Here is a 19091-nt window from a genome sequence, read left to right as displayed (position 1 = left end):
GCGTCTGCTCAAAGGCTTGCGAGCTAGAGTCAAGCAAGGCGAAAAGGCCTGAGGAAGCGGAGTTTACTCATGGTAAATGAGCATTCCGAAGGCCTTTTCAACGCAGTTTGGCCGACGCGCAGCTGGCTTTGGGCAGGCGCTCAGCGAAAGGCGGTCATCTGCTGCACCAGGCTGGTCCGCAACTCGTCCGCGGCGCGGCTGAGCTTGCGGCCCAGGCGGGTGACCAGTTCGACGTGGGCACGGGCGAAGCCGGGATCGGCCAGGGGCAGGGCGCGCAAGGCGCCGCTATCCAGTTCCTGGGTCGCGGCGAACAGCGGCAGGAGGGTGACGCCGCCCTGCTGGGCATAGTGCTTGAGCAGGGCGAAGGTGTTGCAGGTCAGGGTCGGCGCCAGGCGCTGGCCGGCGGCCTGCTCCACGGCGTCGAGCATCTGGCGGATGCCGTAGGAGATGTCCGGCAGCGCCAGGCGATGCTGGCCCAGCTCCGTCAGGGTCACGGGGCCCTGGGTCGCGGCCAGCGGATGGTCCGGCGCCACCATGGCATAGAGCGGCTGCCCGCGGCTGCCATGCACCCGCAGGTGCGGATCGCGCGGCGGATTGAACACCAGCCCCAGTTGCGCCTCGTCTTCCATCACCTGGCGAATCACCTCGTTGGTGCCCACCACGTTGACCCTGACCTCAATCTCCGGATGCCGCGCGGAAAAGTCGCCCAGGCTGCGCGACAGGTCGCCGATGAAGCCTTCGCCGATGGCCAGCACCACGCGACCGGTGCGCAGCCCCTGCAGATCGGCGATGGCGTCTCTCAGCCCATCGAGCTGGGTCTGACGCTGGCGGAAGTAATCCAGCACCAGGCGCCCGGCCTCGGTCGGGGTGATGCCGCGGCGGTGGCGCTCGATCAGGTCGACGCCCAGTTCCGCCTCGACCTGGGCGATCTGCCGGCTGACCGCGGACGGGGCGATATCGAGGGCGTCGGCGGCGGCGCGCACGCTGCCCAGCCGCACCGCCTCGACGAAATAGTGCAAGCGTTGTTCGTGAATTCCACGCATCCGTGTGTTCTCGTAAAGGCAACGGAAAAGGCCATTTCCAGTATTGGAGAGAGAACAGGGCGCTGTCCATACTCGGGCCAAGACCACGGCCGCCCCGGCCTGGCCGAGGCCCACGACGCAGAGCCCCGGAACGGCGCAAAGCCCCGCGCGAGACCCTGTCCGCGGCGGGTTTCCAGCCTCCGGCACGCCAGCCGTGCGACCTCGACCAGACCTCCAGAACGACCGGGTCGTGCTCCCTCGCGGAGCCCTTTTCTGCCCAGCGGGCTTCGCCGCTCGCGACTGCCAACCATACCAACAACCGAGCCCGCGAGCGGGCCGCAGGGGGAAGAATGAGCGCCAATCCGACGCTGGCCGTGGGCCAGGACCGAGCTGTCAGCGATACCGTGAAACTCTATTTCTGGGCGGCGCTGGTGCTGCTGATCGCCGAGCTGATCGGCTCGGTCAGCATCCCGCTGGGCCCGGGCAAGGTGGTGCTGTTGCCGATGATCTGGGCGCTGCTGCTGGGCGCCGCCATTGGCCTGGCCAGCACGCGACTGCCGCAGGGCCTGAGCGTCAACCGCAGCGCCCAGGTGCGCTCGGCGGCCATCCTGCAGTACGCCTTGCTGATCTTCATCGCCAAGCTCGGCCTGGTGGTGGGCGGTTCCCTGCCCACGGTGATCGCCGCCGGCTGGGCGCTGGCCTTCCAGGAGCTGGGCCATTTCGTCGGCACCATCCTGCTCGGCCTGCCCGTGGCGCTGCTGCTGGGCATCAAGCGCGAGGCCATCGGCGCCACCTTCTCCGTGGGGCGCGAACCGAGCCTGGCGATCATCGGCGAACGCTACGGCATGGACTCCCCGGAAGGCCGCGGCGTGCTCGCCGAGTACCTCACCGGCACCCTGATCGGTGCGGTGTTCATGGCCATCGTCGCCGGCTTCATCGCTAGCCTCAACATCTTCCACCCCTATTCCCTGGCCATGGGCGCCGGCATCGGCTCGGGCAGCATCATGGCCGCCGCGGCCGGTGCGGTGGCGGCCCAGCAGACCCCCGAGGTGGCCAAGGAGGTCATGGCGCTGGCCGCCGCGGCCAACCTCATCACCACCACCCTGGGTACCTATTTCACCCTATTCATCTCCCTGCCGCTGGCGGTCTGGGGCTATCGGGTGCTGGAGCCGCGTATCGGCCGGACGACCAAGGCCTCCTTCGCCCAGAGCGCGGTAGACCAGACGGTGGTGGACGAGCCGGTGGAGCTGGGCTGGTCGGGACGCCTGAGTGCCTGGTTCGCCGCGGCCGGCCTGGCCCTGCTGGGCACCTTCGTGGCGACCAAGACGCTGCCGGCTGCCGCCCTCATCGCGGTGGCGCTGATGATCGGCGCGGCCGTCGTCGGCGAGCTGCTCTGCCAGCTGTTCCGCCGCAAGGTGCCGGCGGTGTGCTGGGTGTCGCTGGTGGCCATGTTCCTGACCTCGCCCTGGTGCCCGCTGGCACCGCAGATCACCGCCGCCGCCAACAGCGTCGGCGTGTTGGCGGTGATCACGCCCATGCTGGCCTTCGCCGGCCTGTCCATCGCCAAGGACATCCCGGCCTTTCGCCGGCTGGGCTGGCGCATCGTGGTGGTCTCCCTGACCGCCGGCTTCGGCACCTTCATCGGCGCCGTGTTCATCGCCGAACTCTTCCACTGATCCGCCCCGCGCGCACCGGGTCCCCGGTGCGCCGCTTCCCGCTGTCGTACCGCACCGCCGTCCGATCTCTCCGTTTCTCGCATTTCGTGTGTCGCAGCTCCCAGCCTTGAGCGTTGGACGCCCGCTGTCGTCCGTGGACGATCACCGGCGCTTGAGCTGCGCCCCGAGTTGCAGTATCTATGATGGAAAATTAACAAAAACCGTTAATTTAATAACATCAAGAAAAACGGAGGCGCGCTCGGCATGGGCAAAATCGCGGTCATCGGCAGCAACATGGTCGATCTCATCACCTATATCGAGCGACTGCCTGTCCAGGGCGAGACGCTGGAAGCGCCGGACTTCGCCCTCGGCTGTGGCGGCAAGGGCGCCAACCAGGCGGTCGCCGCGGCCAAGCTGGGCAGCGAGGTGCTGATGGTGACCAAGGTCGGCGACGACCTCTTCGCCGACAACACCCTGGCCAACTTCCGCCGCTTCGGCATCGACACCCGCCACGTGACCCGCGCGCCCGGGCGCTCCAGCGGCGTGGCGCCGATCTTCGTGCAGCCCGATTCGCACAACAGCATCCTCATCGTGAAGGGCGCCAACGCCGCCCTCGGTCCGGCCGACATCCAGGCCGCGGAAGCCGATCTGCGCGACTGCGCGCTGATCGTGCTGCAACTGGAGATCGCCCTGGAGACCGTCTATGCCGCCATCGACTGCGGTCAGCGCCTGGGGATCCCGGTGCTGCTCAATCCGGCGCCAGCGGTGGCCGACCTGAGCGCCGCGCACCTCGCCCGGCTGGACTACTTCGTCCCCAACGAGACCGAGCTGGCCCTGGTCAGCGGCCTGCCGGTGGCGGATCGCGACAGCGCCTTCGCCGCCGCGCGGGTATTGGCCGGTCGCGGCATCCGGCACGTGGTGGTCACCCTGGGCGCCGCGGGCGCGCTGTACGTGGGCGAGGAGGGCGAATTCAGCCTGCCCGGCCAGCGGGTGGCGGCCATCGACACCACCGGCGCCGGCGATGCCTTCATCGGCTGCTTCGCCCACGGCCGCGTCCAGGGCCTGGGCCTGCGGGAGGCCATGCAGCGGGCAGTGGCCTATTCGGCGCTGTCGGTCACCGGGCGCGGCACCCAGACCTCCTATCCCGAGGCGGCGGCATTCGAAGACTACCTCGCTTCCCTGGACCTCTGACGCAAGGTCGGCGATCCCCCACCCTGGCACCCTACGGAGAACAACAATGAGCCAGTCACCCCTGCGGCCCAGCGCCGACGGCTACTACCTGAACCGCACGCCGTGGTTCGCCTTCATCCTGCTGTGCTGCATCTTCGCCCTCTGGGCCGCGGCGGCGAGCATGAACGACGTGCTCATCGCCCACTTCAAGAAGGCCTTCCTGCTCAGTGACTTCCAGACCGCCTTCGTCCAGTCGGCCTTCTATCTCGGCTATTTCTTCCTGGCCCTGCCGGCCGCGCTGATGGTGCGGCGCTTCAGCTACAAGACGACCATCCTCTTCGGCCTGTTCCTCTACATGGTCGGCTGCCTGCTGTTCTTTCCCGCCGCCTCCATGGCCAAGTACGGCATGTTCCTGCTGGCGCTGTTCGTGATCGCCGCCGGGCTGTCCTTTCTGGAGACCGCCTGCAACACCTATTCGACCCTGCTCGGGCCGCGCGAGACCGGCACCCGTCGGCTGAACATCTCCCAGACCTTCCACCCCTTCGGCGCCATGACCGGGGTCTATGTCGGCAGTTTCGTGATGTTCAAGGAGGGTGACGCCAGCCAGGCGCAGCTGCTGCAGATGAATCCCGCCGAGGCCGCCGCCCAGCAGTTGCAGATGATCCAGGCCACCCTGACGCCCTACCAGTGGATGATCGGCGTGCTGGTGCTGATCTTCGTGCTGATCGCCTGCACCCGCTATCCGGCCTGCAAGGGCAACGAGCGCGTACGCAGCGAGGGCGACGGCGTCGCCGCCAGCCTGGGTCGGCTGCGACGCAATCCGCGCTTCGTCTTTGGCGTGCTGGCGCAATTCCTCTACGTCGGCGCCCAGGTCGGCGTCTGGAGCTTTACCATCCGCCTGGCCATGCAACTCGGCGGCATGAACGAGCGCAGCGCCTCCTGGTTCCTGCTCACCACCTTCGCCGCCTATTTCGTCGGCAAGCTGATCGCCAACCTGCTGATGCGCCGCTGGCATCCGGCCAAGGTGCTGGGCGTCTACGGGGTGCTGTGCATCGCGCTGCTGGCCTACACCATCCTGGTGCCCAACATCACCGCGGTGTACGCCGCCGTGGGCGTGAGCATTTTCCTTGGCCCCTGCTGGCCGACCATCTATGGCCTGACCGTCGACGGCATCGGCCGGGACACCGAATTCGGCGGCTCGCTGCTGGTGATGAGCATCGTCGGCGGCGGGGTGATCCCGATCTTCCAGGGCCTGCTGTCGGACTACACCGGCGGCAACATGCAGCTGGCCTATTCGGTGCCGCTGCTGTGCTTTACGGTGATCGTCGCCTACGCCCTCTATTGCCTGCGTCACCCGGCCAGCGAACGGCTGCCGGTGGGCGCCGCCCAGACCGCCTGAGGAGGGCGCCGTCATGTCCGTACGCCTGCCCCTGCAGCCTGAGCAATTCACCGCCGACGAGCGCACCCTGCTCGCCAGCGATGCCTTCCAGGTGCGCGCCTGGACCTATCCCTCCGGGGTGCGCGCCCTGGCGCTGGAGAATCGTCGTGGCCGCCTGGTGGTGCTGCCCTACCAGGGGCAGATGATCTGGGACGCCAGCTTCGACGGCTGCCGCCTGACCATGCCGGGGCTGTTCGACCAGCCGCGGCCGACCCGGCGGATCATCGAGACCTATGGCTGCTTCATGTTCCACGCCGGGGTGCTGCGCAACGGCTGCCCGGCGCCGGAGGACAGCCACGAGTTGCACGGCGAGCTGCCCTGCGCGCCGCTGGACGAGGCCTGGCTGGAACTGGGCCAGGACGCGGAGGGCGATTTCCTGCGCCTGGGCGGCCGCCACGACTACGCCATGGGCTTCGGCGATCGCTATCGCGCCCAGCCCCGCGTGACCCTGAGAGCGGACAGCGCGGTGTTCGAACTGGGCCTGGAGGTGGAAAACCAGGCCGGCCAGCCCATGGACCTGATGTACATGGCGCACATGAACTACGCCTATGTGCCCGGCGGACGCTTCCATGAGCCGCTCGGGGTGGCCCGCACCCGGGTGCGCACCAGCGTGCCGGCCCATGTGCGGCCGACCGCCGACTGGCAGGCCTTCATCGCCGCACTGGCGGAAGACCCCGAGCGACTGCGGGTGCTGGATGCGCCGGCGCGCTACCAGCCGGAGATCGTCAGTTTCATCGATGCGCCGGGGACCGACGCGGCGGGGGAGGCGCATTTCCTGCTGGAGCATCCGGGCGGCGCCGCCTTCTACACGGCCTATCGCCCGCAGGACTTGCCCCATGCCACGCGCTGGGTGCTGCACAACCCCGATCAGCAGGTGGCGGCCTTCGTGCTGCCGGCGACCTGCGAACCGGAGGGCTATCTGGCCGAGACGACCAAGGGGCAGGTGCAGCAGCTGCAACCGGGAGAGCGTCGCGCCTTCAGCGTCCGGACCGGCTATCTCGCCGCCGCCGAGCGCGAGGCGCTGCTGACGCGCCTGGCCGACCCGGCGCGGATCAGGTAAGCAGTTGCGCGCCGTTCGCCTCGATCCGCTCGCGATAGCTGCGCGGAATGCGTCCGTCACTGACCACCAGATCGAAGTCGCCGAGCGCCGCGAAATGCGCGGCGCGCACCACGTCGAACTTGGTATGGTCGACCAGCAGCAGCCGCTGCTGGGCCTGGCGCAGGACCTTCTGCTTGACCTCGACCTCGTTGAAGTTGAAGCAGGTGACGCCAAAGTCCGCGCTCACCCCGGCCGCCGAGACGAAGGCATGGGTGAGGCGCACGCCATCGAGCACCCCGGTCTCCAGGCGACTCTCGAAGATCTGGTTCTTGCGCTGGAAGGTGCCGCCGCAGACCACCAGGGTGCAGTTGACCTTCTGCTGCAGCTTGAGCAGCACATTGAGCGAATGGCAGACGGCGGTGAATTCCAGGTCATCGGGAATGAAGTCCACCACGAAGGGCGTGGTGGTCCCGCAATCGAGGAAGACGGTGTCGCCGGCGCGGATCTGCGCCGCGGCCAGCCGACCGATGCGACGCTTTTCCTCGACCTGGCGCAGGTCCTGTTCCACCACCTGGTAGCCGGGCGCCTCGCTGCCGCCGACATCGCGGGTGACATGACCGCCGAGCAGGCGCAGGCCGTCCGGCGGGAGCCGCAGGTCGCGTCTCAGGGTCATTTCCGAGACACCCAGCAGCTGGGCCATCTCGCGCAGGTGAATGGCGTGCTGATCCTGCAGCGCCTGGTGCATCAGCTTGAGCCGAGCGGCTTTCTTGCTATCCATGAGGGGTGCGCTAGGGGAGTCCGACTAGAGGTGCAGGCCGCACCAACCAAGAATTCTGATCCGATCATACGCTACCCGTGCCTGAGGAGGCCCCATGCAGCTTGAACCCGGCGAACTCGCCAAGACCATCGACCACACCCTGCTCGCCGCCGACGCCCGCCGCGCCCAGATCGACCGCCTGTGCCAGGAGGCGCGCACCCATGGCTTCTATTCGGTGTGCGTGAATTCCGCCCAGGTCCCCCATGCCGCGGCGCAACTGGCCGGCAGTGCGGTCAAGGTCTGCGCGGTGGTGGGCTTTCCGCTCGGCGCCGGGCTGAGCGCGGCCAAGGCCTTTGAGGCCGAGCAGGCCATCGCCGCCGGGGCCGGGGAGATCGACATGGTGCTCAACCTCGGCTGGCTCAAGGATGGCCTGCTGGAGGAGGTGTCCGCCGATATCGCCGCGGTGCAGGCCGCCTGTGGCGCGGTGCCGCTCAAGGTGATCCTGGAGACCGGTCTGCTCGACGATGAGCAGAAGCGCCAGGCCTGCCGGATCTGTCGCGACCTCGGCGTCGCCTTCGTCAAGACCTCGACCGGTTTCGGCCATGGCGGCGCGACCCTGGACGATGTCCGCCTGATGCGCGAAGAGGTGGGTCCGGAAATGGGCGTGAAAGCCTCCGGCGGCGTGCGTGACCGCGCCACCGCCCAGGCCATGCTGGACGCCGGCGCGACCCGCCTGGGGACCAGCTCGGGCGTGGCCATCGTCAGCGGTGGCGAGGGTGGGGCGGGGTATTGAGCTCCGGAAATCGCCGTCATTTCTCTCTAGGGTAGGGGTGTTTTATCGCGGCCATGGGCCGCTCCTACAGGCTCCGATGTAACCGTAGGAGCGGTCGCTACGGCGCACCGGCATGGCCGCGATAAAGGCATTTGATGACTACCCCGGCCCCTGCCGATAGAGCTTGGAATCGCTGAAATCCCCTGGCGCCAGCACCTCGCCAACCAGGATCAGCGCGGTGCGGCGGAAATCCTTGTCCCGCGCCCGTTCGACGATGTCGGCCAGGGTGCCCCGGACGCTGTCCTGGTCCGGCCAGCTGGCGCGGTGGACGATCGCCACCGGGCAGCCGGGGCCGTAGTGCGGCAGGAGGTCGGCGACGATGCGCTCCAGCTGGCCGACGCCGAGGTGGATGGCCAGGGTCGCGCGATGGCGCGCCAGGTCGGCCAGCGCCTCGCCTTCCGGCATGGCCGTGCGGCTGGCGTAGCGGGTCAGGATCACCGTCTGGCTGACCCCGGGCAGGGTCAGCTCGCAACCCAGCAGGGCGGCGCAGGCGGCGGTGGCGGTGACGCCGGGCACGATCTCGTAGGGAACGCCCAGCGCCTGCAGGCGGCGGATCTGTTCGCCGATGGCGCCGTACAGCGAAGGATCGCCAGAGTGCACCCGGGCCACGTCCTGGCCGCGGGCATGGGCGGCGGCCAGATGGCCGACGATGGCATCCAGGTCCAGGTGGGCGGTGTCGATCACCGTCTCGGCCTGGTGACCTTCCAGCACCGCGGGCGGCACCAGGGAGCCGGCATAGAGGATCACCGGGCACTGGCGGATCAGCCGCTGGCCCTTGACGGTGATGAGGTCGGGATCGCCGGGGCCGGCGCCGATGAAATGAACGGTCATGGGGTTTCCTCGGCCAGGGCGGCGAGCAGGTCGGCGACGCTGGCGAATTCACGATCGACGCAGGGCAACTCGGGGCGGCGCAGGATCAGCACCGGCAGACCCCGCTCGCGGGCCACCTGCAACTTGGGCTGGGTGGCGGCGCTGCCACTGTTCTTGCTGATCAGCACATCGAAGTCGCCTTGGGCGAACAGCAGGCGCTCGGCCTCCAGGGCGAAGGGGCCACGGTCAGCGATGATCCGCGCCCGTGCGTGGCCGGGATGGGCGTCGAGCAGGCGCAGGGTCCAGAACTGGTGGGGCGGGATTACCGCGAGGTGCTCCAGGGGTTCGCGACCCAGGGTGAAGAAGGGGCGGGTGAAGGGCGCCAGGGTGGTCTGGAGTTCGCTCCAGTCGGCCACCTCGCGCCAGTCGTCGTCGGGACCGGCCTGCCAGCCGGGGCGGCGCAGGGCCCAGCAGGGGATACCGGACTGGGCCGCGGCCAGGCCGGCGTTGTGGCTGATCCGGGCGGCGTAGGGATGGGTGGCGTCCAGCAGCAACTCGATGCCTTCACTGTGGAGAAAGGCGGCCAGCCCCGCGGCGCCGCCGTAGCCGCCGACCCGCACCTGGCAGGGCAGGTCCTGGGGCACCCGACCGAGACCGGCGAGGCTGTAGAGGGCCTCGGCCGGCAGCGTGCGGGCGATGGCCAGGGCTTCGGTGGTGCCGCCGAGCAGAAGGATCTTCATGGGCGGTCTTCCCCAGGAGCGGCGGCGGCTTCGTCATGCATGGCGCGCCCTCACCTCCGGCCCCTCTCCCCAAGGGAGAGGGGGGGAAAGGCGGTGCCTGGGGGTGAGTCCTTGAGGCGGAGGGCAAGTCTCGCTGTCGAGCAGAACAGCTGGCGTCAGCCCGTACACCAGACTCCCAGGCCCCCACCCAACCGCCCCCTCTCCCCTGCGGGGAGAGGGTTGGGGTGAGGGGGCAAGGCGCAGCTCACCGTCTTCAGGGGTGAAGGAGGCACGCCTAACCGCCCCCTCGCCCCTACGGGGAGAGGGCTGGGGTGAGGGGGCAAGGCGCCGCTCATGGTCTTCAGGGATGAGGGAGGCACACCCAATCACCCTTTCTACTTTTGACGAGCGCCGGCCAGTCACGGCTTCACCACGTCCAGCAAGGTGATAGGCAGCGCCGCACGCCAGGTGTCGAAGGCGCCCAGCGGCTGGGCCTGGGCTACCTGCAGGCGGGTCAGGTCGCCGCCGTGGCGTTCGCGAAAGGCTACCAGGGCGGCCTCGGTCTGCAGGGTCACGGCATTGGCGACCAGGCGACCGCCGGGACGCAAGGCGTCCCAGCAGGCGTCCAGCACCCCCGGCGCGGTGAGGCCGCCGCCGATGAAGATGGCGTCCGGGGTGGCCAGACCGGCCAGGGCCTCGGGCGCCTGGCCGGCCACCAGGTGCAGCGCCGGGGCGCCGAGTTGGTCGCGATTGTGGAGGATATGCGCCTGGCGACCGGCGTCGGCCTCGATGGCCAGCACCCGGCAGCCGGGATGGCTGCGCGCCCATTCGATGCCGATGGAGCCGCAGCCGGCGCCCACGTCCCACAGCAGTTCGCCGGGGCGCGGCGCCAGGCGCGCCAGCGTCACGGCGCGCACGTCTCGCTTGGTCAACTGGCCGTCGTGGCGATAGGCGCTGTCCGGCAGACCGGGGGTGAGCGGCAGACCCGTCTCCCCGGTCTCGCTCAGGACCTCGATGGCCACCAGGTTGAGCGCCGCCGCTTCCGCCAGCGACCAGTCCCGGGCGCGACCGGCGATCCGGCGCTCCAGAGGGCCGCCCAGGTGCTCCAGCACCTGCAGCTGGCTGGCGCCGAAGCCCTGGTCCACCAGCAGCGCGGCCAGGGCCGCAGGGCTGTGGCCGTCGTTGCTCAATACCAGCAGGCGGGCGCCCGGGTGCAGATGGCGCACCACGGCGGCCAGGGGGCGGGCCACCACCGACAGCAGGGTGATGTCCTGCAGCGGCCAGCCGAGGCGAGCCGCGGCCAGGGAATAGGAGGAGGGCGCCGGTAGCACCTGCAGCTCGTCGGCCGACAGCTGGCGCGCCAGGCTCGCGCCGACGCCGAACAGCATGGGATCGCCGCTGGCCAGCACGCAGACCGGGGTGCCGCGCCGGCCCAGGACCGGGGCCAGGGCGAAGGGCTGCGGCCAGGGCTCGCGGCTGGCGCGGATGCAGGGTGGCAGCAGCGCCAGCTGGCGTGGACCGCCAATGACGACCGCCGCCTCCAGCAGGGCGCGGCGGGCCTGCTTGCCGAGGCCGGGGTAGCCGTCTTCGCCGATACCCACCACGGTCAGCCAGGGGATCATGAACACACCTCATCGAACGTCAGCCGACCGGGCGTTTTCAAGGGGTCGGGCAAAGCGGGCATAATAACGTCTTTCCCCGTTCAGCCCGACCTTCCGCCGTGAATCCTCCGTCTCCTTCCGCCCTCGTCCCGCGGCCTTCGGCCTGTCCGGGGCTGCTGCGCATCGTGCCCGCGCGCGATGGCGGCCTGTGCCGGGTGAAGTTGCCGGGGGGCCGGCTGACGTCAGCCCAGGCGCGGGCCATCGCCGCCGCCAGCGCGCGCTGGGCGAGCGGGGTTCTGGAGCTGACCAACAGAGCCAACCTGCAATTGCGTGGTGTACGCCAGGACGGCGCCGCTGCCCTGGTGGCCGAGCTGCAGGCCGCCGACCTCGGTCCCAGCGATCCCGCCGCCGATGACGTGCGCAATCTGCTGCTCAGCCCGTCTGCCGGCAGGGATCCGCAGCAGCTGCGCGACGTTCGTCCCCTGGCCGCCGAATTGCTCGCCCTGCTGGAAGGCGACCGCCGCCTGCATGGGCTGTCGGCCAAGTTCGCCCTGCAACTGGACGGCGGCGAAGCCCTGGCCCGGCTCGACCATCCCCACGATGTCTGGCTGTCGGCTCGCGCCGAGGGCTACGTCCTTGGCCTGGCCGGTACCCCGCTGGACAGGCCGGTTGGGCTGATCGCCCCGGGCCAGGAGGTGGCGACCATCACGCGGCTGCTGCATCGCTTCCTCGACCTGGCCGGTCCCGAGCAGCACCGCATGCGCCAGCTGCTGGCGCAGCGCCCGGTCGCGGAATTGCTGGCGGGGTTGGACCTGCTGCCAACACCGGTAACCGCCCGCGCGCCGGCCGACGCCGCGCTGCGCCTGGGTAGCCATCAGCAGCGCCAAGCCGGCTTCAACTGGATCGGCGCCCAACCCGCCCTGGGCCGCCTGCCGGCAACGAGCCTGGCTGCGGTCGCCGACCTGGCCGAGCGCCACGGCAATGGCGACCTGCACCTCACCCCCTGGCAGGGCCTGCTGCTGCCGGATGTGCCGGTCGAACAGGCCCCCGAGCTGCTCGCAGCGCTGAAACTACTGGATCTGACCACCGATCCCGCCGCGCCCCTGGCCCGGCTGGTCGCCTGTACCGGCAGTCAGGGCTGCGCCAAGGGCCGGGCCGACACCAAGGGCGATGCCCTGCGCCTGGCCGAGCGGCTGCCGGCCGGCGTCGAGGTGCACCTCTCCGGTTGCCCGCGCAGCTGCGCCCTGGCCGGACAGGCACCCCACACCCTGCTGGCGATGGCCCCCGGTCGCTATGACCTCTTCGTGCGCGACGCCACCCAGCCCGGTCCGGGCCGGCGGCGCGCCACCCATTTGTCCCTCGACGAGGCCGCCGCCTGGCTGGCCCGGAGTCCCAGTGATGCTTGAATACGAACGCGACGGCCAGGCGATCTATCGCCAATCCTTCGCCACCATCCGCGCCGAAGCCGATCTCTCGGCCATCCCCGCCGACCTGGAAAAGCTCGCCGTGCGGGTGATCCACGCCTGCGGCATGGTCGACGTGGTCCAGGACCTGGCCTTTTCCCCGGGGGCCGGGGCGGCCGGGCGCGAAGCCCTGGCGGCCGGCGCGCCCATCCTCTGCGATGCGCGCATGGTCGCCGAGGGCGTCACCCGCACCCGCTTGCCAGCGAATAATCAGGTGATCTGCACCCTGCACGACGAGGGCATCCGCGAACTGGCCGTGGCCCAGGGCAACACCCGCTCGGCGGTGGCCCTGGAGCGCTGGCGGCCGCATCTGGCCGGCAGCGTGGTGGTGATCGGCAATGCCCCCACCGCGCTGTTCTATCTGCTGGAAATGCTCGACGCCGGGGCGCCCAGGCCGGCGCTGATCCTCGGCATGCCGGTGGGCTTCGTCGGGGCGATGGAGTCCAAGGACGCCCTGGCCGCCGACAGCCGCGGCGTGCCCTACGTCATCGTCCGCGGCCGCCGTGGTGGCAGCGCCATGGCCGCCGCGGCGGTCAATGCCCTGGCCACGGAGGTGGAGTGATGGCCGGCCGCCTGCTCGGCCTGGGCGTCGGCCCCGGCGATCCGGAACTCATCACCCTCAAGGCCCTGCGCCTGCTGCAGGGCGCGCCGGTGGTGGCCTATTTCGTCGCCAAGGCCAAGGCCAACGCGGGCCAGGGCGGCAATGCCTATGGCGTCATCGAGGGTTATCTGCTGGACGGCCAGCAGCGCCTGCCGCTGGTCTATCCGGTGACCACCGAGAAGCTGGCGCCGCCACTGTCCTACGAGACGGTGATCGCCGACTTCTACGACACCGCCGCCGCCCAGGTGGCCGATCATCTGGACGCCGGCCGCGACGTGGCGGTGATCTGCGAGGGCGATCCCTTCTTCTACGGCTCCTACATGTATCTGCACGACCGCCTGGCCGAACGCTACGAGGCCCAGGTGGTGCCGGGGGTCTGCTCGATGCTTGGCGGCGTAGCCATGCTCGGCCTGCCGCTGGTCTATCGCAACCAGACTCTCACGGTGCTCTCCGGGGTGCTCTCCGCGGAAGAGCTCAAGGCGCGCCTCGCCAGCGCCGACGCCGCCGTGGTGATGAAGCTGGGGCGCAACTTCGAAAAGGTGCGCCAGGTGCTGCGTGAGCTGGGCCTGGACGAGCGCGCCCGCTACATCGAGCGCGCCACCATGGACAACCAGCGCATCGTCGCGCTGGACGACGTCGACCCCATGGCCTCGCCGTATTTCTCGCTGGTGGTGGTGCCGGGGGTGAAATGGAAGGGTTGAGCCCGGCCATCGTCATCCTCGGCCCCGGCGCCCTGGCCACCGCTCGCCGCTTGCAGGCCGGCCTGCCGGGCAGCCTGGTGCACGGCCTGGCCGGGCGGGCCGAGGGCGACGTCAGCTATACGAACGTTGGCGATCACCTGCGCGAGCTCTATCGGCAACAGCGCCCGCTGCTGGTGCTCTGCGCCGCCGGCATCGTCATCCGCAGCCTGGCGTCCTTGCTGGACGACAAGACCGCCGAGCCACCCGTATTGGCGGTGGCCGAAGACGGCAGCGCCGTGGTGCCGCTGCTGGGCGGCCTGGCCGGCGCCAATCGCCTGGCTCGTCAGCTCGGTACGCTGCTGGGCGTGGCCCCGGCCATCACCACCAGTGGCGAGCTGAGATTCGGCACCTGCCTGCTCGATCCGCCGGCCGGCTATGCCCTGGCCGACGTCGACGTGGCCAAGCACCGGGTGGCCGATCTGCTGGCCGGCGCCCCGGTACGCATCGAGGGCGAGGCGCCCTGGCTGGACGCGGTACCCTTGGCCCGCGATCCCGCGGCGCGGCAGCGCATCCTGGTCTCGCCACTGACCAGCGCCGACGACCACACCCTGCTGATCCATCCCCGCGCTGTGCTGGTGGCGGTACGCGCCGATGCCACGGCCGCCGCCGTCACCGCGCTGCTCGCCAGCGGCGGCTATGCGCCGGGCGCCGTGGCGCTGCTGCTGGCGCGGGCGGAAGACATGGCCGCGCCCGGCCTCGCCGAACTGAGCCAGACGCTGGCCGTACCCCTGAGATTCGTCGACACCCGCACCCCGGACTTCGCCCGGGCGTCGGTGGCACGGGCCCAGGCCCAGGGCCTCGCCCTGCACCTGCATGACCGCCCGCTGGACGCCGAGGACCTCGGCCAGCGCCGCGGGCGCCTCAGCGTGGTGGGCCTCGGCCCCGGCGCGGCGGAGCTCATGGCACCGGTGGTGCGCCGCGCCCTGGACCAGGCCCAGGACGTGCTCGGCTACGGCACCTACTTGCAGATGGCCGGCCCCTTGCGCCCGGATCAACTGGCCCATGCCAGCGACAACCGCGAAGAATTGCAGCGCGCCCGCCATGCCTTCGAACTGGCCGCCAGCGGGCGCCAGGTGGTGATGGTGTCGTCCGGCGATCCGGGCGTCTTCGCCATGGCCGCCGCGGTGCTGGAGGTGCTGGAAGGCGCCGACGATCCGCGCTGGGCAGCGGTGGAGCTGGAGATCCTGCCGGGCATCACCGCGGCCATGGCCAGCGCCGCCCTGGCCGGCGCGCCCCTGGGCCACGACTTCTGCCTGATCTCCCTGTCCGACAACCTCAAGCCCTGGGCGGTGATCGAGCAGCGCCTGCGCCAGGCCGCCGCGGCGGACCTGGCCATGGCCTTCTACAACCCCATCTCCAAGGCCCGACCGCATCAGCTGGAGCGAGCGCTGGACGTCCTGCGCAGCTGCCGTCCGGCAAACACCCCAGTGATCCTCGGCCGCGACGTCGGCCGTCCCGGTGGCGGTCTCGAATACACCAGCCTCGGCGCGCTGCGCAGCGACATGGTGGATTCGCGCACTCTGGTGATCCTCGGCTCCAGCCATACCCGGCGTTTCAAGCGGGCCGATGGCGGTGAGTGGGTCTATACGCCGCGCTGGTACGATCCGGAATTGTTATAAAGTAACATTTAGTGCTTGAATCCCCGTCGCCGCTGGTTCACCCTCGGCGACCCTTTACATCCCTTGGTGGGAAGCCGGTGCAACTCCGGCGCGGTCGCGCCACTGTGAGCTTCGCGAGAAGCGAGCCAGACCTTGCCAGGGGACGTCAATTAGCTACCAGGGACGCGTCATCCCAAGGAGAGTCCATGTTTCGCCGTCTTCTGCCGCTGCTCGCCGCCGGCCTGTTGTCCGCTGCCTCTCTCACCACCCAGGCGGCCACCGCCTATCCGCTGACCGTGCACAACTGCGGTCGTGAGCTGGTCTTCGAGCGCGCGCCCCAGCGGCTGGTCAGCCTCGGTCAGGCCAGCACCGAGTTGCTCTTGCGCCTGGGCGTGGGCGCGCGGCTGGTGGGCACCGGTGTCTGGTTCGGCGGCTTGCCCGCGGACCTGCAGGCGGCGGGCAAGGGCATTCCGCGGCTGGCCGACAACGCCCCTAGCTTCGAGGCCGTGGTCGGCACCCGGCCGGACCTGGTCGCGGCCCAGTACACCTATCACGTCGGCCCCGGTGGCGAGGTGGCGGACTTCCCGCGCTTCGCCAAGCTGGGCATCGCCGCCTATGTGGCGCCCAGCGATTGCGAGGGCAAGGCGGTGACCGCCGACTCCAATAGCGACGGCAGCCGCAGCGCGCCCTTCGACATGCAGCTGGTGACCCGTGAAGCCCGCGAGCTGGCGGCCATCCTCGATGTGCAGCCGGCCGGCGAGCGCCTCGTCGCCGACCTGGACCGCCGTATCGCCGCCGCGGGCGAGCAGGCCAAAGCCGCCGGGGTGCAGGGCCGCTCGGTGCTGTTCTGGTTTTCCAGTCCGCGGCTGGAAGGGGATCCCTGGGTCGCCGGCAACCTCGGTGCGCCGGCCTGGATCGCCCGGGCCTTGGGCCTGCGCAACGTGGTCGACAGCGCCGAGGAATGGCCGGCGGTGAGCTGGGAGCGCATCGCCAGCCTGGACCCTGACTATATCGTCGTGGCGCGCATGGACCGGCGTCTCTACCCGGCCGATGACGTGGACAAGAAGCTGGCCTTCCTGCGCAGCGATCCCCTGACCCGCGAATTGCGCGCGGTACGCGAGAATCATCTGCTGGTGGTGGACGCCCCGACCCTCAATCCCTCGCTGCGGGTGGTGGACAGCGTCGAGACCCTGGCCGCCGACCTGGCCAAGCCGCAACCATGAGTCTGCCCCTCGCGGCCGAAGGCGCCCGGCCCTGGCGCTGGCTGCTGGGCCTGGCCGCGGTGCTGGCGCTGGCGGCGAGCGTGGTGCTGGCGGCGTCCTTCGGCGAGATGCCCATCGCGCCCCTGACCAGTCTGCAGGCCATCGCCAACGGCCTCGGCCTGGGGCCCTATCCGGTGGAGCGCATCGTCCAGGGCATCGTCTGGGAATACCGCCTCAGTCGCGCCCTGGTGGCCGCCTGCTGCGGTGCGGGCCTGGCGGTCTCGGGGGCCATCCTCCAGGCGCTGCTGCGCAACGCCCTGGCCGAGCCCTATGTGCTCGGCCTATCGGCCGGCGCCTCCACCGGCGCGGTGCTGGTGATGCTGCTGGGCGTCGGCGGCGGGGTGCTTGGTGTCTCCCTGGGCGCCTTTCTCGGCGCGGTGCTGGCCTTCGCCGTGGTGCTGCCCTTTCTCGGCAGCGGCGGCAGTACCCGCATCATCCTCGCCGGGGTGGCGGCTTCCCAGCTGTTCAATGCCCTGACCGCCTATATCGTTGCCACCGCGGCCAATGCCGAGCAGGCGCGCAGCGTGATGTTCTGGCTGCTCGGCAGCCTGGCCGGGGTGCGCTGGCCGGATGTCTGGCTGGCCGCCGGGGTGGTGCTCGCCGGGCTGCTGGTGTGCCTGGCCTGCGCCCGGGCGCTGGATGCCTTCGCCTTTGGCGAAGACGCCGCCGCCAGCCTCGGGGTGGCGGTGGGACCGCTGCGCCTGCTGCTGCTGGCCGTCACCGGCCTGATCACCGCCTGCCTGGTCAGCCTGGTGGGCGCGGTGGGCTTCGTCGGCCTGGTGATCCCCCATGTGGCGCGTTTCCTGGTCGGTCCGGGGCATGGCCGGCTGCTGCCCACCTGCGCCCTGATCGGCGCGCTGTTCATGGTGCTGGCCGACATCGTCGCCCGCACCCTGGTGGCCAAGCAGACCCTGCCCATCGGCGTGGTCACCGCCCTGGTCGGTGCCCCGGCCTTCGCCTTCATCCTCTATCGCGCACGGGAGGTCCGATGAGCCTCGCTGCGCGCGACGTGGCCTGGAGCGCCGGCGGGCAGCCGATCCTCGCCGGGGTAACCCTCGCGGTGCCGCCGGGCGGGGTGCTCGGACTGCTCGGCCCCAATGGCTCGGGCAAGTCCAGTCTGCTGCGGCTGCTGGCCGGGCTGCGGCGGCCGGAGGAGGGTAGGGTCAGTCTCGACGGGACGCCGCTGGCCGAGTTGCGCCGGCGCGACCTGGCGCGCCGGGTCGCCTTGGTGGAGCAGCAGGCCGGTACCGAAGCCGATCTCTCGGTGGCCGAGGTGGTGCGCCTGGGGCGCACGCCCCATCGCGGCCTGCTCGATGCCTGGAGCGCGCGCGACGCCGAGGTTTGCCAGCGCGCCCTGGCCCAGGTCGGCCTGGTCGACAAGGCGGCACGGCGCTGGCACAGCCTCTCCGGCGGCGAGCGCCAGCGCGCCCAGATCGCCCGTGCCCTGGCCCAGGAGCCCAGCGAACTGCTGCTGGACGAACCCACCAACCACCTCGATATCCAGCACCAGCTGGAGATCCTCGACCTGGTCCGCCGCCTGCCGGCAACCTGCGTGCTGGCCATCCACGACCTCAACCTGGCCGCGCTGTTCTGCGATCGCCTGGCGGTGCTGCGCGACGGCCGCCTGGTCGCCGAAGGCGCCCCCGGCGAGGTGCTGACGGCCGCGCTGATCCAGCAGGTCTGGGGGGTGAGGGCGCAGGTGACGCTGGACGGTCCCGACGGTCGGCCGTCGATCCGCTATCGACTGGGCTGACGGCGCCGCACCGGGCCGGCCCGTTCTTCGATCGCCTGCCTGAGCTGCTGGCGACCGCCCAGCCAGAAGACGGCTTCGGTGGCGATGAACAGCGGACCGATGGCCAGGCCGGCCAGGTCGTCGAGAAAGGCCGGCTTGCGCCCCTCGTAGTGGTGGCCGACGAACTGGATGGCCCAGCCGACCAGGAACAGACCCAGCCCCCAGGCCAGCCAGACACCCGTGGTCTGGGCCGCCAGCGCGGCGCCCAGCCAGAGGGCGAGCGCGAGCAGGACGCTCATCAGCAGCCCCAGCGGCCGATCCAGGCGCAGATAGAAGAGCGCCACCGCACCGGCCACCGGCACCGCGGGTGACAGCGGCCAGCCGGCCAAGGTAAAGACCGGTCGGGACAGCAGGATGGCCACCGCCAGCACGATCAGCAGGATGCCGGGGAAGTGGCTGGCGATATTGCGCGGATCGCGGTGGTAGCTCGCGTACTGGCTGAGATGATCTTCCAGGGTCTTCATCGACAGGCATCCAGGCGGCTGGGCGGGAAGCCTCAGCATGCACCTGGAGGCCCCTGCGCGTCTGCGGGTGTCGGCAGAAATGCGATTGCGATAATCGCCCCCTCGCTCGATAATCGATCAAAAGCCTG

General features: G+C 70.3%; 18 protein-coding genes and 1 riboswitch. Of the genes, 12 read left to right on the top strand and 6 right to left on the bottom strand.

All coding sequences use genetic code 11. From position 1 onward, the window contains the following. Positions 1-140: 140 nt before the first annotated feature. Positions 141-1043 carry a LysR family transcriptional regulator gene (locus QKY98_RS02080; RefSeq protein WP_027598815.1) on the bottom strand — a complete coding sequence of 301 codons (903 nt, stop codon included), beginning with the start codon at positions 1041-1043 and terminating at the stop codon, positions 141-143. 329 nt (positions 1044-1372) lie between these two features. Between QKY98_RS02080 and QKY98_RS02075 the strand changes: the two genes are divergently transcribed. The 4 genes from QKY98_RS02075 (at position 1373) to QKY98_RS02060 (ending at position 6345) form a co-directional block, all read left to right on the top strand. Next, positions 1373-2698 carry a DUF3100 domain-containing protein gene (locus QKY98_RS02075; protein ID WP_144956483.1) on the top strand — a complete coding sequence of 442 codons (1326 nt, stop codon included), beginning with the start codon at positions 1373-1375 and terminating at the stop codon, positions 2696-2698. A 243-nt stretch (positions 2699-2941) separates the two neighbouring features. After that, complete coding sequence (gene rbsK, locus QKY98_RS02070; RefSeq protein ID WP_044341010.1) at positions 2942-3868, top strand: ribokinase; 927 nt, start codon at positions 2942-2944, stop codon at positions 3866-3868. A gap of 46 nt (positions 3869-3914) precedes the next feature. After that, positions 3915-5246, top strand: a complete 1332-nt coding sequence (gene fucP, locus QKY98_RS02065; RefSeq protein ID WP_027598812.1) for an L-fucose:H+ symporter permease — start codon at positions 3915-3917, stop codon at positions 5244-5246. Between the two features lie 13 nt (positions 5247-5259). Then, entirely contained in the window at positions 5260-6345 is a 1086-nt protein-coding gene (locus tag QKY98_RS02060) for an aldose 1-epimerase family protein (RefSeq protein ID WP_042137386.1), read from the top strand. Here the strand turns inward: QKY98_RS02060 and deoR are convergent. After that, on the bottom strand, positions 6338-7102 hold the full coding sequence (deoR, locus tag QKY98_RS02055; RefSeq protein ID WP_027601060.1) for a DNA-binding transcriptional repressor DeoR: 765 nt from the start codon (positions 7100-7102) through the stop codon (positions 6338-6340). The genes QKY98_RS02060 and deoR overlap by 8 nt on opposite strands. 94 nt (positions 7103-7196) lie before the next feature. On the opposite strand from deoR, the gene deoC reads away from it, so the two are divergent. Continuing rightward, positions 7197-7874 (top strand): deoxyribose-phosphate aldolase, encoded by a 678-nt coding sequence (gene deoC, locus QKY98_RS02050; RefSeq protein WP_042137388.1) that lies wholly within the window; start codon positions 7197-7199, stop codon positions 7872-7874. A 138-nt stretch (positions 7875-8012) separates the two neighbouring features. On the opposite strand, the gene cobM is transcribed toward deoC, so the two are convergent. From cobM to cbiE, 3 genes are all read right to left on the bottom strand, one after another. Further along, positions 8013-8744 carry a precorrin-4 C(11)-methyltransferase gene (gene cobM / locus QKY98_RS02045; RefSeq protein WP_284670279.1) on the bottom strand — a complete coding sequence of 244 codons (732 nt, stop codon included), beginning with the start codon at positions 8742-8744 and terminating at the stop codon, positions 8013-8015. Beyond that, positions 8741-9463, bottom strand: coding sequence for a cobalt-precorrin-6A reductase (locus QKY98_RS02040; RefSeq protein WP_284670278.1), 723 nt, complete (start codon positions 9461-9463; stop codon positions 8741-8743). Before QKY98_RS02040 ends, cobM begins: the two co-directional genes overlap by 4 nt. Positions 9464-9861: 398 nt before the next feature. Next, complete coding sequence (cbiE, locus tag QKY98_RS02035) at positions 9862-11064, bottom strand: precorrin-6y C5,15-methyltransferase (decarboxylating) subunit CbiE (RefSeq protein WP_284670277.1); 1203 nt, start codon at positions 11062-11064, stop codon at positions 9862-9864. A 98-nt stretch (positions 11065-11162) separates the two neighbouring features. Here cbiE and cobG point away from each other — a divergent pair, with 98 nt between their 5' ends. The 7 genes from cobG (at position 11163) to QKY98_RS02000 (ending at position 18460) form a co-directional block, all read left to right on the top strand. Next, positions 11163-12449 (top strand): precorrin-3B synthase, encoded by a 1287-nt coding sequence (gene cobG / locus QKY98_RS02030; protein WP_284670276.1) that lies wholly within the window; start codon positions 11163-11165, stop codon positions 12447-12449. Beyond that, complete coding sequence (locus tag QKY98_RS02025) at positions 12442-13068, top strand: precorrin-8X methylmutase (protein WP_169854465.1); 627 nt, start codon at positions 12442-12444, stop codon at positions 13066-13068. Before cobG ends, QKY98_RS02025 begins: the two co-directional genes overlap by 8 nt. Beyond that, positions 13068-13808, top strand: coding sequence for a precorrin-2 C(20)-methyltransferase (locus tag QKY98_RS02020; RefSeq protein WP_284670275.1), 741 nt, complete (start codon positions 13068-13070; stop codon positions 13806-13808). Before QKY98_RS02025 ends, QKY98_RS02020 begins: the two co-directional genes overlap by 1 nt. Further along, positions 13796-15466, top strand: a complete 1671-nt coding sequence (cobJ, locus tag QKY98_RS02015) for a precorrin-3B C(17)-methyltransferase (RefSeq protein WP_284670274.1) — start codon at positions 13796-13798, stop codon at positions 15464-15466. The genes QKY98_RS02020 and cobJ overlap by 13 nt, the downstream gene beginning before the upstream one ends. Positions 15467-15482: 16 nt before the next feature. Continuing rightward, positions 15483-15620: riboswitch (cobalamin riboswitch) on the top strand. Positions 15621-15651: 31 nt separating this feature from the next. Continuing rightward, positions 15652-16668, top strand: a complete 1017-nt coding sequence (locus tag QKY98_RS02010; RefSeq protein ID WP_284670273.1) for an ABC transporter substrate-binding protein — start codon at positions 15652-15654, stop codon at positions 16666-16668. Then, positions 16665-17699, top strand: a complete 1035-nt coding sequence (locus QKY98_RS02005; RefSeq protein ID WP_017642949.1) for a FecCD family ABC transporter permease — start codon at positions 16665-16667, stop codon at positions 17697-17699. Before QKY98_RS02010 ends, QKY98_RS02005 begins: the two co-directional genes overlap by 4 nt. Further along, positions 17696-18460, top strand: a complete 765-nt coding sequence (locus QKY98_RS02000; RefSeq protein WP_027598801.1) for an ABC transporter ATP-binding protein — start codon at positions 17696-17698, stop codon at positions 18458-18460. Before QKY98_RS02005 ends, QKY98_RS02000 begins: the two co-directional genes overlap by 4 nt. Here the strand turns inward: QKY98_RS02000 and QKY98_RS01995 are convergent. Continuing rightward, positions 18445-18963 carry an Mpo1 family 2-hydroxy fatty acid dioxygenase gene (locus QKY98_RS01995; protein WP_044343002.1) on the bottom strand — a complete coding sequence of 173 codons (519 nt, stop codon included), beginning with the start codon at positions 18961-18963 and terminating at the stop codon, positions 18445-18447. The two genes, QKY98_RS02000 and QKY98_RS01995, sit on opposite strands and share 16 nt — an antisense overlap. Positions 18964-19091 lie beyond the last annotated feature (128 nt).

Source organism: Pseudomonas sp. HR1 (assembly GCF_030175875.1).
In the GTDB taxonomy this organism is placed as follows: Bacteria; Pseudomonadota; Gammaproteobacteria; order Pseudomonadales; family Pseudomonadaceae; genus Chryseomonas; species Chryseomonas oryzihabitans.
This window is presented reverse-complemented; position numbering and strand designations above follow the sequence as displayed.

Coding starts and splice junctions, on each gene's coding strand:
- QKY98_RS02080 (WP_027598815.1), bottom strand. CDS start 1,043: ATGCGTGGAATTCACGAACAACGCTTGCACTATTTCGTCGAGGCGGTG.
- QKY98_RS02075 (WP_144956483.1), top strand. CDS start 1,373: ATGAGCGCCAATCCGACGCTGGCCGTGGGCCAGGACCGAGCTGTCAGC.
- rbsK (WP_044341010.1), top strand. CDS start 2,942: ATGGGCAAAATCGCGGTCATCGGCAGCAACATGGTCGATCTCATCACC.
- fucP (WP_027598812.1), top strand. CDS start 3,915: ATGAGCCAGTCACCCCTGCGGCCCAGCGCCGACGGCTACTACCTGAAC.
- QKY98_RS02060 (WP_042137386.1), top strand. CDS start 5,260: ATGTCCGTACGCCTGCCCCTGCAGCCTGAGCAATTCACCGCCGACGAG.
- deoR (WP_027601060.1), bottom strand. CDS start 7,102: ATGGATAGCAAGAAAGCCGCTCGGCTCAAGCTGATGCACCAGGCGCTG.
- deoC (WP_042137388.1), top strand. CDS start 7,197: ATGCAGCTTGAACCCGGCGAACTCGCCAAGACCATCGACCACACCCTG.
- cobM (WP_284670279.1), bottom strand. CDS start 8,744: ATGACCGTTCATTTCATCGGCGCCGGCCCCGGCGATCCCGACCTCATC.
- QKY98_RS02040 (WP_284670278.1), bottom strand. CDS start 9,463: ATGAAGATCCTTCTGCTCGGCGGCACCACCGAAGCCCTGGCCATCGCC.
- cbiE (WP_284670277.1), bottom strand. CDS start 11,064: ATGATCCCCTGGCTGACCGTGGTGGGTATCGGCGAAGACGGCTACCCC.
- QKY98_RS02025 (WP_169854465.1), top strand. CDS start 12,442: ATGCTTGAATACGAACGCGACGGCCAGGCGATCTATCGCCAATCCTTC.
- QKY98_RS02020 (WP_284670275.1), top strand. CDS start 13,068: ATGGCCGGCCGCCTGCTCGGCCTGGGCGTCGGCCCCGGCGATCCGGAA.
- cobJ (WP_284670274.1), top strand. CDS start 13,796: ATGGAAGGGTTGAGCCCGGCCATCGTCATCCTCGGCCCCGGCGCCCTG.
- QKY98_RS02010 (WP_284670273.1), top strand. CDS start 15,652: ATGTTTCGCCGTCTTCTGCCGCTGCTCGCCGCCGGCCTGTTGTCCGCT.
- QKY98_RS02005 (WP_017642949.1), top strand. CDS start 16,665: ATGAGTCTGCCCCTCGCGGCCGAAGGCGCCCGGCCCTGGCGCTGGCTG.
- QKY98_RS02000 (WP_027598801.1), top strand. CDS start 17,696: ATGAGCCTCGCTGCGCGCGACGTGGCCTGGAGCGCCGGCGGGCAGCCG.
- QKY98_RS01995 (WP_044343002.1), bottom strand. CDS start 18,963: ATGAAGACCCTGGAAGATCATCTCAGCCAGTACGCGAGCTACCACCGC.